20 protein-coding genes are annotated in these 16,377 nt (G+C 65.3%); 10 read left to right on the forward strand and 10 right to left on the reverse strand.

All coding sequences use genetic code 11. From position 1 onward, the window contains the following. Positions 1–205: 205 nt before the first annotated feature. The 6 genes from V5D55_RS08710 to V5D55_RS08735 form a co-directional block, all read right to left on the reverse strand. Positions 206–1,129 (reverse strand): carbohydrate ABC transporter permease, encoded by a 924-nt coding sequence (locus V5D55_RS08710; RefSeq protein WP_435749006.1) that lies wholly within the window; start codon positions 1,127–1,129, stop codon positions 206–208. Next, a complete protein-coding gene (locus tag V5D55_RS08715) occupies positions 1,126–2,100 on the reverse strand; it encodes a carbohydrate ABC transporter permease (protein ID WP_435749007.1) in 975 nt (324 codons plus the stop codon). The genes V5D55_RS08710 and V5D55_RS08715 overlap by 4 nt, the downstream gene beginning before the upstream one ends. 90 nt (positions 2,101–2,190) lie before the next feature. Continuing rightward, positions 2,191–3,504: an ABC transporter substrate-binding protein gene (locus V5D55_RS08720; RefSeq protein WP_435749008.1), complete on the reverse strand. Its 1,314-nt coding sequence runs from the start codon at positions 3,502–3,504 to the stop codon at positions 2,191–2,193. A 175-nt stretch (positions 3,505–3,679) separates the two neighbouring features. Then, positions 3,680–4,084 (reverse strand): MOSC domain-containing protein, encoded by a 405-nt coding sequence (locus V5D55_RS08725; protein WP_435749009.1) that lies wholly within the window; start codon positions 4,082–4,084, stop codon positions 3,680–3,682. Continuing rightward, a complete protein-coding gene (locus V5D55_RS08730) occupies positions 4,081–4,494 on the reverse strand; it encodes an MOSC N-terminal beta barrel domain-containing protein (RefSeq protein WP_435749010.1) in 414 nt (137 codons plus the stop codon). Before V5D55_RS08730 ends, V5D55_RS08725 begins: the two co-directional genes overlap by 4 nt. An 86-nt stretch (positions 4,495–4,580) precedes the next feature. Next, complete coding sequence (locus tag V5D55_RS08735) at positions 4,581–4,766, reverse strand: DUF3073 domain-containing protein (protein ID WP_307377341.1); 186 nt, start codon at positions 4,764–4,766, stop codon at positions 4,581–4,583. 147 nt (positions 4,767–4,913) lie between these two features. On the opposite strand from V5D55_RS08735, the gene V5D55_RS08740 reads away from it, so the two are divergent. Beyond that, a complete protein-coding gene (locus V5D55_RS08740; RefSeq protein WP_435749011.1) occupies positions 4,914–5,462 on the forward strand; it encodes a universal stress protein in 549 nt (182 codons plus the stop codon). Between the two features lie 32 nt (positions 5,463–5,494). On the opposite strand, the gene V5D55_RS08745 is transcribed toward V5D55_RS08740, so the two are convergent. The 3 genes from V5D55_RS08745 to V5D55_RS08755 all read right to left on the reverse strand — a co-directional run bounded on the left by V5D55_RS08745 (position 5,495) and on the right by V5D55_RS08755 (position 7,607). After that, a complete protein-coding gene (locus V5D55_RS08745; RefSeq protein ID WP_435749012.1) occupies positions 5,495–6,064 on the reverse strand; it encodes a hypothetical protein in 570 nt (189 codons plus the stop codon). Positions 6,065–6,135: 71 nt separating this feature from the next. Next, positions 6,136–6,768 carry a PadR family transcriptional regulator gene (locus V5D55_RS08750; RefSeq protein ID WP_435749013.1) on the reverse strand — a complete coding sequence of 211 codons (633 nt, stop codon included), beginning with the start codon at positions 6,766–6,768 and terminating at the stop codon, positions 6,136–6,138. Then, positions 6,765–7,607 (reverse strand): DUF4097 family beta strand repeat-containing protein, encoded by an 843-nt coding sequence (locus tag V5D55_RS08755; RefSeq protein ID WP_435749014.1) that lies wholly within the window; start codon positions 7,605–7,607, stop codon positions 6,765–6,767. The genes V5D55_RS08750 and V5D55_RS08755 overlap by 4 nt, the downstream gene beginning before the upstream one ends. A 106-nt stretch (positions 7,608–7,713) precedes the next feature. On the opposite strand from V5D55_RS08755, the gene V5D55_RS08760 reads away from it, so the two are divergent. From V5D55_RS08760 to V5D55_RS08785, 6 genes are all read left to right on the forward strand, one after another. Further along, on the forward strand, positions 7,714–7,920 hold the full coding sequence (locus tag V5D55_RS08760) for a hypothetical protein (protein ID WP_435749015.1): 207 nt from the start codon (positions 7,714–7,716) through the stop codon (positions 7,918–7,920). Positions 7,921–7,969: 49 nt separating this feature from the next. After that, positions 7,970–9,586: a hypothetical protein gene (locus V5D55_RS08765; protein WP_435749016.1), complete on the forward strand. Its 1,617-nt coding sequence runs from the start codon at positions 7,970–7,972 to the stop codon at positions 9,584–9,586. Between the two features lie 771 nt (positions 9,587–10,357). Continuing rightward, on the forward strand, positions 10,358–10,849 hold the full coding sequence (locus V5D55_RS08770) for a hypothetical protein (RefSeq protein WP_435749017.1): 492 nt from the start codon (positions 10,358–10,360) through the stop codon (positions 10,847–10,849). Positions 10,850–11,042: 193 nt separating this feature from the next. Continuing rightward, entirely contained in the window at positions 11,043–11,882 is an 840-nt protein-coding gene (locus V5D55_RS08775; RefSeq protein WP_435749018.1) for a hypothetical protein, read from the forward strand. Next, positions 11,839–12,558 carry a hypothetical protein gene (locus tag V5D55_RS08780; RefSeq protein ID WP_435749019.1) on the forward strand — a complete coding sequence of 240 codons (720 nt, stop codon included), beginning with the start codon at positions 11,839–11,841 and terminating at the stop codon, positions 12,556–12,558. The genes V5D55_RS08775 and V5D55_RS08780 overlap by 44 nt, the downstream gene beginning before the upstream one ends. Beyond that, complete coding sequence (locus V5D55_RS08785) at positions 12,534–13,043, forward strand: hypothetical protein (protein WP_435749020.1); 510 nt, start codon at positions 12,534–12,536, stop codon at positions 13,041–13,043. The genes V5D55_RS08780 and V5D55_RS08785 overlap by 25 nt, the downstream gene beginning before the upstream one ends. 326 nt (positions 13,044–13,369) lie before the next feature. On the opposite strand, the gene V5D55_RS08790 is transcribed toward V5D55_RS08785, so the two are convergent. After that, entirely contained in the window at positions 13,370–13,945 is a 576-nt protein-coding gene (locus V5D55_RS08790; RefSeq protein WP_435749021.1) for a hypothetical protein, read from the reverse strand. Positions 13,946–14,099: 154 nt separating this feature from the next. On the opposite strand from V5D55_RS08790, the gene V5D55_RS08795 reads away from it, so the two are divergent. From V5D55_RS08795 to V5D55_RS08805, 3 genes are all read left to right on the forward strand, one after another. Then, positions 14,100–14,897 (forward strand): MerR family transcriptional regulator, encoded by a 798-nt coding sequence (locus V5D55_RS08795; protein WP_435749022.1) that lies wholly within the window; start codon positions 14,100–14,102, stop codon positions 14,895–14,897. 286 nt (positions 14,898–15,183) lie between these two features. After that, positions 15,184–15,558, forward strand: a complete 375-nt coding sequence (locus V5D55_RS08800; RefSeq protein ID WP_435749023.1) for a hypothetical protein — start codon at positions 15,184–15,186, stop codon at positions 15,556–15,558. 4 nt (positions 15,559–15,562) lie between these two features. Further along, on the forward strand, positions 15,563–16,375 hold the full coding sequence (locus tag V5D55_RS08805; protein ID WP_435749024.1) for a nitroreductase family protein: 813 nt from the start codon (positions 15,563–15,565) through the stop codon (positions 16,373–16,375). Positions 16,376–16,377: the final 2 nt, after the last annotated feature.

Genomic DNA, 16,377 nt, shown 5'->3' on the forward strand with positions numbered 1-16,377 from the left:
CACCAGGCGGACGATCGCCGCGATGAGTTCCCGATGAGCAGCCGGACGCCGGGGTCGGTCAGGATGAGGGCGAGAGCCTCGAGATCAGACATGGTCTTCTCCCTCACCTGCCCGCGCCAGGTGGAGAAGAAGAGACCACGGAGCAAACAGAAACGGCATCCGTCCCTCCCGGAGAAGGAGACGGATGCCGTTCGCGTCGCGCTGATCAGCCCTTGACGGCTCCTGCGGCCAGGCCCGAACGCCAGTACCGCTGCAGCGTGAAGAACAGCACGATGAGCGGGATGACGCCCAGCAGGGCGCCGAGCATGACCGCGCCCTTGTCGGGGGCGAAGTAGCTCATCATGCCGTACAGGCCGAGAGTGACGGGCTTCAGATCCTGGCTGGAGATCATCATGAGCGGCAGCAGGAAGTTGTTCCAGGTCGCCACGAAGATGAAGAGGAAGATCGTCACCATCGCCGGGCCCAGTAGCCGCATCACGATCGTGAAGAAGATGCGTGCTTCGCCGGCGCCGTCGATGCGCGCGGCCTCGAGCAGTTCGGTCGGAACGGAGGACTGCGCGTAGACCATGCCGAGGAACACCCCGAACGGGGAGACCGCCGAGGGGATGATGATCGCCCAGGCCGTGTTCGTCAGGCCGAGTGCGTCGAACTCGATGTACAGCGGCACCGTGAGCAGGGCGACCGGCAGCAGCAGGCCGGCCATGATGACGCCCACCGCGATCCGCTTGCCGGGGAATGCGAACTTCGCGATCGCGTATCCGGCCATCACGGCGAACAGCGTGCCGATGACGCCGGCGCTCACCGAGTAGAACAGCGAGTTGCCCACCCAGCGCCAGAACAGCCCCTGGGTCCAGCCCATCAGGCTGTCGTAGTTGGCGCCGAGATTCCAGTCGGCGAACCAGAATCCGAACGTCGTCGTCAGGTCGGTGTTGCTCTTGGTCGACGCGACGATGAGCCAGTACACCGGTACCAGGAAGTACAGCGTGGCGACGACCAGGGCGATGATGCCGAAGACGCGGGCGAGCGGTCCTGGAGCCATCGCCCGGGGCGGCACATCTGCCGCCTGCGGTCGGCGGGGACGGCGCCGGGTGCCGGCGTCGGTCGTGGTGATGAGAGCGCGGGTGGTCATGCGTCGCCCCTTCGGCGCTGCATCAGCGCGTAGACGATCGCGAGCACGCCCGCGATCAGAGCCATGAGGAGCGAGTACGCGGATGCCGGGCCGCTGCCCGACGGCGAGATCTCGCCCATCATCGTGTTGTACGTGAGCATCATCGGGGTGAAGTCCTTGCCCATCCAGGAGTTCGCCGCCTGCATGATGACAGGCTCGTTGAACAGCTGGATGGTGCCGATGATCGACAGCAGCACCGCGAGAAGCGCGGCCCCCCGCACGAGGGGAACCTTGATGCGCATCGCGACCTGGAACCCGGATGCGCCGTCGAGACGCGCTGCCTCGTACAGGTCGCGCGGCACGGCCTGCAGAGCGGACAGGAAGATGAGCATGTTGTACCCGGTGTAGGTCCAGGTCGTCATGTTCGCCATCGAGAACAGGATGGTCTGCGGGGACATCAGGTCGGTGCCCTCGGGCAGGTAGGGGAGGAAGGGCGACACCTGCGGTGTGTAGAGGTAGAGCCACATCATGGCCGCGATGATCCCCGGCACGGCATAGGGGAGGAAGAAGGAGAGGCGGAAGAGGGCGGGGCGGCGCACGATGAACGAGTCGAGCAGCAGGGCGAGGCCGAGCGCGACGACGATCATCACGGGGATCTGCAGCCCGGCGTAGAGCACGACCCGGCCCATGCCGGCCCAGAAAGCCCCGTTGCCCGCGGCCATGGCGAAGTTGTCGAGGCCGACGAACGTGTCGACGAGCTCGCCGCCGCCGTAGAGTCCACCGCCGGCCGGCTTCTGCGCGAAGAACGAGGAGCGCACCGACACGACGATCGGCACGAGGAACACGACGGCGAACAGCACCGCGAACGGCGCCATGAAGAGCCATCCGGTGATGCCTTCGCGGCGCGATGCCCGGCGGCGGCTCCGGTTCTGTTCGGGGGTGCGCGAGAAGGTCACCGGTGCCCGATCCCGCGTCTCGGTCGCAGTGACCATGTTTCTGCCTCTCGTCCTCATGGCGACGGCGGAGTGCACGGTTGCGCGTGCACTCCGCCGTCGATCATCCGATGATGCTGTCTGTCCGGGTCACTTCGCTACGGCGAGGCCGAGGTCTTCGAGCGAGGCGACCGCGGTGTCCTGCGCTGTGGTGAAGATGTCCGCGACGGTGCCCGTGCCTGCCACCGCTGCTGCTGCGGTCTCGTTCATCTTCGACAGCGTGGAGAAGCCGGGGGCGTAGGGGAAGTCCGGGTTCAGGTTCTCGGTCGCCGTGGCCAGCTCGGCGAGCACGTCCTGTCCACCGAACTGACGGAGCATCTTCTCAGGGGTCTCGACTTCGCCCTTGGCGGCGACGACGAGGCCCTGCGACGCGAGGTCGTCGACCTGCGTGTTGAACCAGTCGTTGAACTCCATCGCCTCAGCCGGGTGCTCGCAGCCCTTCATCACCGCGACGCCAGAGCCGCCGTCCGGGCCGCTCATCGCGCCGGCACCGAAGTCGGGCAGCTGCGCCACGCGCCACTGTCCTTCGGCGGGGGTGCCGTCGAGGGAGTCGAGCAGGAAACCCGCTTCCCAGGCCGCACCGACATGGCCGATCAGACTGCCGTCGTTGAGGGCCGCGGTGAAGCCCTCGCCCCAGCGCTCGGTAGCGAGGGTCTGCTTGCTGTCGAGGAGGCCCTGCCAGAAGGAGGCGACCCGCTCGGAGCCCTTGCCCTCGGCGTCGACCTTCCACTCGTCGCCGGCGGTGGAGAACCAGGTGTCGCCGGCGGCGGCTGCCTGACCGGCGAGCCAGTTCAGCGCCTCGTCGGGCGTGAACGCGGTGACGTACTTGCCCGCGGCGGCGGCGGTCGTCGAGTCGGCGGCGAGGTCGCCGAGTGTGGCCGGTGCGTCGAGGCCCAGGGCCGTGAACGCGGCCTCGTTGTAGAAGTAGACGAGGGGCCCGGTGTCCTGCGGCAGGCCCACGATCGCCTCGCCGACCTTCATGCCGCTGAAAGCACCGGCGGAGTAGTTGTCCTCGTACTTCTTGGCTTCATCCGCGACATCTTCCAGCAGTCCCTTGACGAACAGCTGCGGCACCTCGGAGTATCCGGTCTGGGCGAGGCACGGGCCGTTTCCGGCCTTGATGTCGGTCTCGAGCTTGAGGATCATGTCGGACGACTTGCCGTCGAACTTCGTCGGCTTGACCTGGATGTCGGGGTGCTCCTTGTTCCAGCGCTCGACGATCTCGGCGACGCTGGTCATCCCCTCGCCGTCGGGAAGGCGGTGCATGTACTCGATCGTGACGGGCTCGCCGCCGGCGTCGCCGTTGCCGGAATCGCCGGACGAGCAGGCCGCGAGGCCGAAGGCCGACACCGCGCCGACGGCGACGATCGCGGCGGTGCGGGTGAAGCGCGGGGTGATTGCCATGCTGTTCTCCTCTTTGAGGTCAGGTTCCTGCGGATCGCCCAGCGTGTGGGGCCGACGTCGGGACATCGTCGATCACATGCTCATCAAATCAGAAAATGTTTGCGCTCACAAGCGCGGAATGGTTACGGAATAGGCACGTATCAGTCTCCCGCAAGGGAGCGCTGACATGGCGCGGTCATCCGATCGCCGTTCCCTGGGCGAGCACCTCGTCACCGATGCGGATGACGCCCTGCGGCGATCCTTCCTCGGGCAGCAGGAGCCGCCCGAGGGTCGGCTCGTCCTGGGCGAACGCTCCGGTGAGGGTCGTGAGGACTTTTGCATCGCGCACGCCCGTCTCGGGGTTGGCGTGCGTGGCGAGGCAGCGCACGATGCGTCCGGCCGTGCGGAACGTCATGGCGCCGATGCGCACATCACCGGTCCAGCCGAGCTCATCCCACGGGCCGACCCCGTCGATGACGATGTTGGAGCGGAAGCGGCGGTCGTCGGCGGGCATGCCGAGGGCATCGGCCAGCGCCTGCGTGCTGCCGTGGCTGTGGAGCGACACATAGCCTCGAGCGCGGTCCTGGAAGCGCGACGTCACTCCGTCTCCGACGAGGACGAGCGAAGCCGGCCGGGGCGTTGCAACCGGCGGCCCTCGCGGGTGGACAACACGAAGTCGGTGATCGCGGCCACGAGCTCGGCGCGGCCGTCCTCGTCGAGGCCCGCGTCCACGAGCAACGAGCCGTCGTGCTCGATCCGCACCCGTTGCGCCGCGTCGTCGTAGCTCGTCCGCAGCGTGGCCAACGCCGGGAAGTCCTGGAGAGCGAGGCCCTTCGACTTCGGCCAGTAGTCCAGTCCGTCGGACTTCTCCGGCGTCACCGCATCCGCGAAACGGAACGCGAGCACGCGGTCGCCGGCGACCCGCCCGTCCGCCTGCACGGTCAGAGCGGTGACGGGCTCAGGAGTGAATCCCTTGATCGGGTGGCGGTAGAGGGTGACGACGTGGGGCATGAAGAGATCCTCTCAGGCGGATCGACGATGCCGGGGCACGACGAAACCCCCGTGGTTCGCACGGGGGTCGACGAGAGAGTCGGCGGTCAGGCCTTCTCTAGTTCGTCCTCGTCTTCGTCTGCGAAGTCGTCGGCCCACTTGTCGACGTAGGCATCTTCGTCAGTCGGGTGAGCCAACTCGCGCTCGAGCGCGGAGTAGTTCACCGACGGACTGTACGCCTTGAGTTCGCGGGCGATCTTTGTGTGCTTCGCCTTCTGACGGCCACGGCCCATACGCCAGACCCCCTCACGATTTCAGCTGCGGGCTGCAGAGGCCCACGCATTTCACGACACCGGATGAAGCCGGTAAGAGTAGCATTCAGAATAGCACGCGGCTGAGACCCCCTGGCTGATGCCAGGCCGGTGAAGGGAGCGATCCTCATGTCCGACAGCACTTCCCCTCCGTCCGACGAGGCCTCGCAGAACGCGGCGCTGCAAAAGGCCGTCATCGTCGGCATGCAGCCGGGTCAGGACCGGCATGTCGTCGACGAGGCCGTGCGATACGCCCGACTGCTGGGTGTGCCGCTCGTCGTCGCCCATGTCGACGTCACTCGTTTCGTGACCTACGAAGACCCGGACGGCTACGTGCATTCGGCTCCGATCGATATCAACTTCGACGCCGGCGCCGCCGAATTCGAGGCGGTCCAGGCCGCGGCCGCCGCCATCCTCGACGGAACCGGGATCACCTGGACCGCCCGTCAGCTCGTGGGTGACCCGGCATTGGCGATCAAGCAGCTCGCGGGAAAGCTCGACGCCCAGCTGATCGTGGTCGGCACGCGCAAGCGCGGCATCGGCGAATCGATCAGGGAGTTCTTCACCGGATCTGTCGCCGCGCGTCTCGCGCATCGGCAGCATCGCCCGATCCTGGTGGTTCCGCTCGGCGAGTCCGTTCCGGACACGCAGAAGGAGATCTGGCCGGAGGCCGAGTAGGTCATCTTTCCGGTCGGCGGCAGCCCAGAGCGTCAGCGAGTCCAGAGGATCGCAGGGATGAGTTCGGCCTCGGGGGCGAAGGCGACCCAGTCGTCGGTCACCAGGATTCCGGAGACCTCGCTCGGGGTGCTTCCGTCGTCCGTCACCCACGTGCCCTGCTCGTCCTCCGTCGTCGTGTACCCGTTCTGAGCGGTCAGCGCCAGAAACTCCTCGGCCTCCCCGTCGCTGAGAGCAGCCCAGGCGTAGTACGTCACACTATGGGGCTGCCCCTCGTAACCCCAGGGGCATTCGATCGCTGCTCCCGTCGGCTCGAACCCGAACTGCGTCCACGGCTTCCCGGCGGGGATGACCTGAGTGGCGCGCAACGCGCGATCGACCAGGGGATCGAGCATCGTCTCGCAGCTGATGTTCTCGGCGGTCGGCAGCTCGACCGAGGTGTCGGTGGGGGCGGGCGACGGCTCATCCGACGGCGTGGTCGTCGCGGCGGGCGGCGTGCGGGGGGCGGCACTCTCGCCCTGAGGTGCGGGGGTCGGGCTGCACCCGGCGAGGGTCACTGCGGAAGCGATGGCCGCGAGGAGAATCAGCGACTTCAGTCTCGTCATGCGGCCAAGGCTATGGCACCGCACAGGAAGGCCCGGGATCCGAAGAGATCCCGGGCCTTCCCGTGCCGGCGTCAGCGGTCGGAGTTCAGCGCAGCGAGGGCGGTCGTGATGCCGCGTGCGGCAGCATCCAGTCCATCTTCGAGCTCACTCACGACGGACGACGGGAGCGTTCCGCCCTTCGCCACGTGCGTGCGCAGGTCGGTGCGGATGCGGGCGCGGAATGCGTTGACGACGGCATCCGCCCGGTGCAGCTCTTCCCGGCTGACGATGCGGGCATCGTCGGATGCTCCGCGCGGACGGTTCTTCGCCGCGGCCCGCTCGTCGTGCTCGGCCGAGGCGAAGTCGGCGCGGAGGCTCTTCATCGCCTCCTTCACGCTCTGGCGCACCTCGTTCGCGATGAGGCGCACCGAATCGGTGAGTCCGGCCTCGATGCCCGCGAGGTCGCCCTCGCGGGATTCGAGCTCTCTGCGTCCGGCATCCGTGATCGCGTAGATCGTGGTGCGGCCGTCGACGGTCTTGGTGACCAGGCCCTCCTCCTCGAGCTTCGCGAGACGCGGGTAGATGGTGCCGGCGCTCGGCGTGTAGGTGCCGCCGGTGCGGTCGGTGAGCGACTGGATGATGCCGTACCCGTGCTGGGGCGCTTCGGCGAGCAGCGACAGCAGGTAGAGGCGCAGGTCGCCGTGGGAGAAGACTGCGGGACTCATGACTCTTCCCACTCGGCGTCGTTCGTGATGGATTCGGGTGCGCGGCGGAGCACGGTGACGCCGCCGGAGACGGAGTTCGCCCGAAGGTCGACGAACCGGCCGGCGAGTTCTCCGGTCGATCCGGTGTAGTTGCTCGGACCCGAGGAGCTGCGCTCCACGCCGTCGATGAGCAGTCGTCCGCTGAGCGACCGGATCACGTAGTTGGCGGCGAGCGACTCGTCGAGGCGCACCGTGGTGCCACCGGAGACGGAGTTCACGTTGATGGTGTTCACGTCGCCCGCGGCGTCGACCAGGGTCGAGCCGGAGACGATGTCGACCGTCGCCTTGCGCACGGTGCCCGTGACGGCCACGTCGCCCGAGACGCTGTTGGCGGTGATCGATCCGGTGAGACCGTGCACCTGCACGTCGCCCGATACGGAATTCACGTTGAGGTCGCCGATCAGGGTGTCGACGATGATGTCGCCCGACACGGTGTTGAGGCGGGCATCATTGCGGATGCCGGAGACGAGGGCACCGGCGCTGACGACGCCGAGGTTCAGGGCGATGGCGCGGGGGACCGCGACGCTCACCTCGGCACGAGGGCCGCCGGAACCGAAGTTGCGGAACACCTCGAGGAAGTTGTCCCAGCCCAACTGTGGGTGGTCGATCTCGACCTCGCCGTCGTGGGCTTCCACGCGGAGGTCCTTGATCGTGACGCCGTGCACCTCGATGCGGATGCCGGGTTCGTCATGGGCGATGATGTCGACCTGTCCTCCGACGAGACCGACCTTGAGCCGGGTGATGGATTCGATGTCGATGACGCGTTCCTCGCCGGGGGCGATGAGCCACTTCTCGGTCATGTCTGCTTCTCCTGTGTTGAGGGATCGAGATATATCGTGTGTGTTGAGAGTAACACGATATATCTCGATGTGGTCAAGAGGGGAATGTGTCGGACAGTCTGTAGAGGTGAAAGAAGACTTCCACCTGATCTTGGCGAGCTCCGTCGGCGAGCGCGATGGGATGGCACTCGAGCTCACGAGGGCGGACGGCGAGATCGTTGCCGAGGTGTACGAAGATGACGCCTCGAAGGCACGCACCGTGACTCTGTTCGAATCGGGCGTGCCGCTGGAAGCGATCGAGTGGTTGTTGGCGTCAGCGAGAGTCAAGCTCTGACCGGGCTCACACCGGCGGGCCGACCGCGACGTATGACGCCGTCGGCAACATGACGTCGACGACGGATGCCCGCGGCAAGACGGTGACGACGACCTACGACGAGCTCAACCGCAAGAAGGCGATGTTCGCGGGTGACGCCTCGGGAGCGATTCTCGCCGAGTGGGCGTACGACTCCATCGCGAAGGGGCGCGTGACCAGTTCGACGTCGTACACGGGTTCGACAGCGGGTAGTCCCGGGAACGCCTACAAGACGACGGTCGGCGCTTACGATCGCGCCGGCAACCCACTGAACACCACGGTGTCCATTCCTGCCGGTGCCCCGGCGTTCGGTGGCACGTCGTACCAGGTCACGTCGTACTACCACCCGGACTCCTCGTTGCAGGCGAAGGCTGTGCCTGCGATCGGCGGTCTTCCGGCTGAACAGATCCGCTTCGGGTATGACTCGTGGGGGCGGTTGGGCAGCGTTCGCGGTGCGTCGCTGGTGCTCGGCACCACGAGCTTCTCGCCGATCGGTCAGTTGTCGCAGTTCAACCGGTACGACGGCACCAACAGCGCGTTCTCGACCTACGGTTACGACAGCGCGACTGGCGCGGTGCTCGCCATCAAGGACAACGCCGTGTTCGGCGGTGTGGGCCACTACGTCGCGGATCGCACGTTCACACGTGACGCTGTGGGCAACGTCACATCCGCGACGATCGGGGCGACGCATCCGCAGGAGCAGACTCAGAAGACCTGCTACTCGTACGACGGGTTGCGGCAGTTGACGCGGGCGTGGACGCCGAATGCGTCGACGGAGTGTTCGGCCTCGCCGTCGGCGGCGACGATGGGTGGCGTCGCTCCGATGTGGATCGACTACGGCTACGACACCGTTACTGGCAATCGGACGAGTGTGACGTCGCATTCGCCGATGGGGTCGGTGTCGACGCGGGAGTATGAGTATCCGGCGGCGGGGGCTGCGCGTCCGCATGCGGTGCAGGAGGTTACGGGCCCCGCGGGTCAGGGCTCGGGGTCGTATGAGTATGACGAGTCGGGTAACCAGGTGTCGCGTCCGGGTCAGGAGTTGACGTTCAACACGGTCGGGAAGGTGTCGAAGGTCGTTCAGGGGTCGGAGGAGCAGTCGAACGTGTTCGATGCGGACGGGAACCTGTTGTTGCGGGTGTCCTCGTCGGAGGGTGCGTCGTTGTTCCTGGGGGATACGACGGTGACGCAGGCTGCGGGGGCGAGTGTGCAGGAGGGTTTCCGGACGTACTCTGGTGCGGAGGGTAAGCCGGTGGCGCAGCGGTCGGCGAAGTCGGGGACGGCGGGCAGTGTGTTGACGTGGTTGTTCTCGAATCTGGAGGGGACGGTGGATGTGCAGACGGTGGCGGATGGGTCGTCGACGGTGCAGCAGTACCGTGACCCGTTCGGTGCGCCGATCGCGTCTGGCTCACAGGCGTGGGCTGATGGTGCCGGGTATATGAACAAGCAGGTCGCTGAAGCGACACAGCTGACGAATGTCGGTGCGCGGACGTATGACCCCGCGTTGGGGAAGTTCGTGTCTGTGGATCCGGTGATCGACACGAACCTTCCGCAGCAGAAACACGGGGTATGCGTACTCGGGCAACAACCCGACCACGTTCATGGACCCGACCGGGTTGAAGCACCAGATCGACTGTCCCTCCTGTAAAGGCGGAGTTCTGAAGACGAAAGATCCCAAGTCGCGCCCGACGACCAAACCGCTGGGCAACAGCGAAAAGTCGAACTCTGCCAGCTCAACAGATCGCTTTACACTCACTCCGACGCAGGCACAAGCGCTTGCTGAGCAGATGGGGCCGCTGCTCGAATATCGACGATGTGCCGATTTCCCGACAACGCGAATCCCTTGTGGCCCGGAGTACGCGAAGGCGAACGATGCCTTCAATCAGGGGCTCTTCAGGGCAGCAGAACTAGCCATTACAGTCATCCCAGGTGTAGGAGTCGTGAGGATTCTGCGCACGGGCGTGGCCATAGGCACCTCGGCTAATCCGTCCAGGAGTACGCCCACGTCCGTTCGGGTTAATTTTGACGACCCCGCGATCTCGCCGGGCGCCGGTTGGGAATGGAGGGGCAGAGAGACGACACCCGGATCAGGCCCGGGTAGTTGGTACAACAGTACGACACGCGAGTACCTGTACCCCGATCTGAAGCACCCGGAGCCGATCGGTCCACACTATGATTGGCGAGCACCCGACGGAACTATGTACAGAGTCTTCCCGGATGGCCGCGTTGAGCCGAAGCTCCCGGGGTAGTCGACCGCTGTCGTATCTTGACTAGATTGAGATTGGGTGGAGATCCAATGCACGTTCGTGGGACATTTGTCTCGATTCCGATAAGTCGAGTCATCGAGTGGTCAAGGGAATCCTTAGACCAAGGATCTCGTCTGTCCAAGCAGGTGGTTCCGGGTCTCGACCGAGAGAAGGTGCACGCGTATGCGATCGTGCCTCAAGGGCAAGCGGGCATCGAAAGCGCCGATTTTTTGCAGTCTGCGCGACTCGGCGATGCAGATTATCTTCTGGGTACGTTCCTGCGAGGCATATCAGCGTTCTTTGTCGGCATTCTCGTAGTTGATGATGATCTTGCCCGTCGCGGCGATCCAGGACTCGATGACGCCTCTTTCGTGCAGGATAGAGTCATCCGTTGGAGCGACCTGCGCTCAGCTCCAGAGGACTTGATGCTTCTGATAAGACGCGGCGCTTCTGGATATCCGCTCAACGCCTTCATTTGTGGAGGCGAAGGCAGTGAGCCTTTCTATCCTCAAAGCGGTGAGTTACGCGAGTCGGAAGTTAACTTGATTGCAAGCGAGGTGCGAGTTATCATCCATTCGATCTACGACGCGGAATCCTTCCTGATTTTGGTCTTTGACGACCGGCTCAACGCATTCCTGAAATCACTTACCCGCCCCGTCGCCTAGAGTCGGGCGCTAGGCGTTGCTTCTAAGATGATCGGCTCATGGTTGGAACGTGACCTCGTCGACGGTGACGGCCACGCATCCGCAGGCGACGACGCAGAAGACCTGTTACACGTAAGACGGGTTCCGTCAGTTGACACGCGCCTGGACGCCGAATGCGTCGACGGAGTGTTCGGCCTCGCCGTCGGCGGCGACGATGGGTGGCGTCGCTCCGATGTGGATCGACTACGGCTACGACACCGTTACTGGCAATCGGACGAGTGTGACGTCGCATTCGCCGATGGGGTCGGTGTCGACGCGGGAGTATGAGTATCCGGCGGCGGGGGCTGCGCGTCCGCATGCGGTGCAGGAGGTTACGGGCCCCGCGGGTCAGGGCTCGGGGTCGTATGAGTATGACGAGTCGGGTAACCAGGTGTCGCGTCCGGGTCAGGAGTTGACGTTCAACACGGTCGGGAAGGTGTCGAAGGTCGTTCAGGGGTCGGAGGAGCAGTCGAACGTGTTCGATGCGGACGGGAACCTGTTGTTGCGGGTGTCCTCGTCGGAGGGTGCGTCGTTGTTCCTGGGGGATACGACGGTGACGCAGGCTGCGGGGGCGAGTGTGCAGGAGGGTTTCCGGACGTACTCTGGTGCGGAGGGTAAGCCGGTGGCGCAGCGGTCGGCGAAGTCGGGGACGGCGGGCAGTGTGTTGACGTGGTTGTTCTCGAATCTGGAGGGGACGGTGGATGTGCAGACGGTGGCGGATGGGTCGTCGACGGTGCAGCAGTACCGTGACCCGTTCGGTGCGCCGATCGCGTCTGGCTCACAGGCGTGGGCTGATGGTGCCGGGTATATGAACAAGCAGGTCGCTGAAGCGACACAGCTGACGAATGTCGGTGCGCGGACGTATGACCCCGCGTTGGGGAAGTTCGTGTCCGTGGACCCGGTGATCGACACGAACCTTCCGCAGCAGAAACACGGGGTACGCGTACTCCGGCAACAACCCCACCACGTTCATGGACCCGACCGGATTGAAGATGGCGTTCGATTGCGGATCTGAATGTGGCGGCCGGAGGAATCTCACCTCAATTCCCGGCGCGGCCGCTTCGCAGAAACTCGGGGATCGGTGGGTCAAAGAGGGCAAGAAAGAGATGAAGGCCAATCGTTTCGATCCCTGGACGGGGCCGGCTCGCGAGACTGGAGCTTACCTGGGCGGTTACATCAAATACGATCTTGGGCGCTTCCTTCAATCTGAGCAGGGACAGCTTGTCGCGGCCTGGATGGGAGGTTCTTTGCCGCAATACATCCATCTCGACGAGAGCTTCCGCACCACGCAGGGCCTTAGAGACGGACCGGCGACACGAAAATACACGGACATCATCTTGGCTGACCTGATAGCCGGAAGGCGAATAACGTCCAGCTACTACTACAACGCGGGGCCGGGAATACCGAGCAATCCGAATATCCAGAAAGACGCGGTTACGATGTTTGCATGGGAGGATGCTTCCAACGCTGAGCGTTCGCTCGCGATTACCGGATCGCATTTGCTCCACGCGGAAGTCATTGAGAGGCCGAGTGAAAGTTCGGCGATCATCCAGTTCTCCGCATCGAACCCAATGACGCTGGGATCATTGGCTAGCCCGATTCGCCAATACGCAGATTCTTTGCCAGGAACAACAGGGCCCCTTTCGGCAGTCTCGATCAACTACTCGTGGACTTCAACGGTAAGGTGGTAAATATGCGTCCTCGGGGAATTGTGGCTGCAGCTACGGTAACTACCTGCCTCCTACTGGTACTCACGGCCTGCGTGGCGTCGGCTCCGGCCGACGACCTGACGTCCGACGAAGTCGTGGGTGAATGGGCGCTGGAGGCAGGCGACCACACTGCCACGATCTCGATGGCAGAGGACGGGACGTTCGTCGCACGGTCGTGGCCGTCGAACCTGCTCTGCGTTCCGACGCGAGCGACGACGGTCGACGATCTGGAGTGGGACGACCCTCTTACCGTTCATGGCACATGGCAGCAGGGCGAGAACTTCCCCTCCTTGCTCATCCTGATGGCGGATCAAGCAACGTGCAGCGGCCCCACCTGGGCATTCGACGTGTGGGAGTTCGGTGCAGGGGACTACAGGGCTCAGGTTTTTCTCGACGGGGTGAGCGATCCTGAGGCCGCAGGAAACGATCAGAGCGTCTGGATCTCCAGGTCCTCCGACAGCGACTAACGGGCTCATTCTTCCATCTCGACCATGCAACAGAAAGTCGACGTGGAGGCCGAACTTCCGCTGCCGCTGGAACCCGAGGACTATGGGGAGGTCCTGCTCGCGGTGCGATTCTCTTGCGGAAGCGATGGAATCGCTGTGCTGAAGGACTTCCCGTCGGGACGATCGATTACACCCGCTCGTCGTGCACGTCTTGGGGCGGCGCATCTACGTGCACGGGCAAGGCCGAATGGACGGTCGACCGGGACGGCATACTCAGCATTGAGACGTAGGACGGAGACGTTTCGCTCGGCCCAGATGAGACTGGCGCACTGAAGCTCTGACCGGGCTCACACCGGCGGGCCGCCGTACTGCGGCGCCATGGTCACCGTGTTGTTCGACGGGTTGAGGTCGAGGCGGCCGCCCGGACCGAGCAGGGTGACGACGTAGTCGGCGGCATCCGGAACCCAGGCGGTCCGGTTCTCGATCGCGAACGAGGGCTGAATCGCGATCGTCTCGCCGTTGCCCGGAATGTCGAAGGGCAGCGAGAACGTCACGGTGCGCGTGGTGCCGGAGAGCTCCGTCGCGATCTGCTGCGCCGGGAACCCGTCGATCGTCACGCTGGGGCCGTCGATCAGGCGCGTGTCGAAGCTGACGACCAGCGTCGCGTTCGAGACCGGCCCTCCCGCGCTCGTCGCGTCGTAGGTGAAGGGGAGCGTGAGGTCGACAGCCTGCGTCCCCTCGGGGTTCGTGCCGCCGATGCGGTCGCCACCAGGACGCGCGACGAGCTCGAGATCGATCGCGGTGCTCGCGGCCGCGAGAGGGGTAGCGACGGCAACGGCCATCACCGGGATCGACCATGCCGATGCCTGCAGAATCGTGCGGCGGCTCAGGCCGCTCGTCGTCTTCTGAGCGATTTCGGGCATGCGTCAGTACCTCCGGCGAGTTGTGGCGGCAGCTCATCCGGCGCCTCGAACAGGCTAGTCGCGCGAGCCTGGAACTAATTCCATACGTGTGCTTGACCTTGACGCTGCGTCAACTTCTAGAGTCGAGTTATCGACAACGGAAAGGAGGATGCTGATGGAGCAGAAGGACTGGTCTATCCAGGAGATCGCGCGACTCGCGGGAACCACGAGCCGCACGCTGCGGCACTACGACGACATCGGACTGCTGCCGCCCACACGTATCGCGCCCAACGGCTACCGGCACTACGACGCCCCGGCGCTCGTGCGCCTGCAGCGCATCCTGCTGCTGCGGGACCTCGGCCTCGGGCTGCCGCAGATCGCCGGGGTCCTTGACCCTTCGACAGGCTCAGGGGCCGATGGCTCCGAAGCGTCCGCTCTCCAGACCCACCTCGCGCTCCTGCGCGAGGAGCAGGACCGGCTGGCGCGACAGATCGCGTCGGTCGAGACCACCATCAACGCATTGAGAGGAGGTGAAAACCTCATGGCAGAGAACATGTTCGACGGCTTCGACCACACCCAATACAAGGAGGAGGTCGAGGAACGTTGGGGAAAGAAGGCCTACGCCGACAGCGACCGCTGGTGGCGTGGCATGACGGATGCTGAGCGCGCCGACTGGCAGCAACGTGTCTCCGATCTCGGACGCGACTGGATCGCGGCCGCGGAGAGCGGCATCGACCCGGCATCCGCTGACGCTCAGGACGTGGCGCGTCGCCACGTCGAGTGGCTCACGGGCGTGCCCGGCACCCCCGCCGCTATCCCCGGCGGCGACGCCAAGGCATACGTGATCGGGCTCGGCGAGATGTACGTCGCCGACCCGCGCTTCGGCGTGAACTACGCGACGGCCGACGGCGGCACGCACGGTGCCGAGTTCGTCCGCGACGCGCTCCGCATCTACGCGGAGAGCAACCTGTAACACCTCCCGGTTCCTGAGCAAGCGCGGCGGGCCCTTCGTCTCGTCGCTTCGCTCCTCGCTCAGGAACCGGGAATCAGGAACCGGGCCCTTCGTCTCGTCGCTTCGCTCCTCGCTCAGGAACCGGGAATCAGGAACCGGGCCCTTCGTCTCGTCGCTTCGCTCCTCGCTCAGGAACCGGGCCCTTCGTCTCGTCGCTTCGCTCCTCGCTCAGGAACCGGGCCTATCGACACGGCCGCTTGTGCGCAAGGGGGCGCGCCCGCCGGAGCGGCGGGCGTAGGGTCTTCGCATGAGGGACCGACGGCAGCGCACGAACGCTGCGCCGCTGTTCGTGGCAGCATCCGTCGCTTATGGCGCGAACGCCGCTCTCGGCACCGCGGTCGCTGCGAAGGTGATCGACACCTCGAACTTCCGCTGGCTGCACCACGCGCTCTACATCGCGACCTGCACCACCGTCGCCGCCGCGGTCAGCGCCGCGCTCTGGGGCACCCCGAAGAGCGCGAGCAGCCGGGCGGCCCTGGCTCTCGCTCCGGCCGCGATCCCGCTCGCCGCCATCCCGTATCTCGGGTCGCACAGCCGCCGGCATCCGCTCGTCGCGCTCGCCGCGGCCCCCTTCGTCATCGCGGGCCTCGTGTGCTCGCTCCGTCCCGCCAACCGGAAGTGACCGCATGGAACTGCTCGACGCCATCCGCCGCCGCAAGACCACCAACGGGCCGATGCTGCCCGACCCGGTCTCCGAAGAGCACCAGCGCCTGCTGCTGGAGGCGGCGGGCCGCGCACCCTCGCAGCTGAACAGCCAGCCGTGGCGCTTCGTCGTGATCGAGAACCGCGACACGATCGAGCAGATCGCGCGCATCTCGGGTGCGAGCATGACCGAGGCGATGTCGAACGGCACCTTCTTCGAGCGCTACAAGCCGTACTTCCGCTTCAGCCAGGCCGAGATGGACGAGAAGCGCAGCGGGATGCTGTTCGACAAGCTCCCCGCCGCGCTCCGGCCCTTCACGAGCCAGGTGTTCACCAAACGTGGGCAGACGCTCATGAACACGTTCGGCGTGCCGAAGACCCTCGGCTCCGAGAACCAGAAGCTCGTCGCCGGGTCACCGCTGCTGCTGGGCGTGATGCTCGACCGCAGCGAATACCGGCCAGGGCAGCTCTCGTCGTTCTACTCGGTGTTCAGCATGGGCGCCGCGATGGAGAACATCTGGCTCACGACGGTCGAGCTCGGCATGGGCATCCAGTTCATCTCGTTCCCGATGGAGGTGCCGGGCAAGTGGGACGAGATCGTCGACCTGCTGCACGTTCCCGACGACCTCGAGCTGATGGCCGTCTACCGGCTCGGCTATCTTCCGCCCGAACAGCGCCGGCCCGCGATCGACTGGTCGAGCAGTCAGCGCAAGCTCGCCTCGCAGTACGTGTTCCGCGAGAACTGCGACACTCCGCAACAGGGCTGGGACGACACTCAGCTCTCGCACGAGAGCTGAGT

Origin of the sequence: Microbacterium sp. PMB16, assembly GCF_051294855.1 — a bacterium.
Classification (GTDB): Bacteria; Actinomycetota; Actinomycetes; order Actinomycetales; family Microbacteriaceae; genus Microbacterium.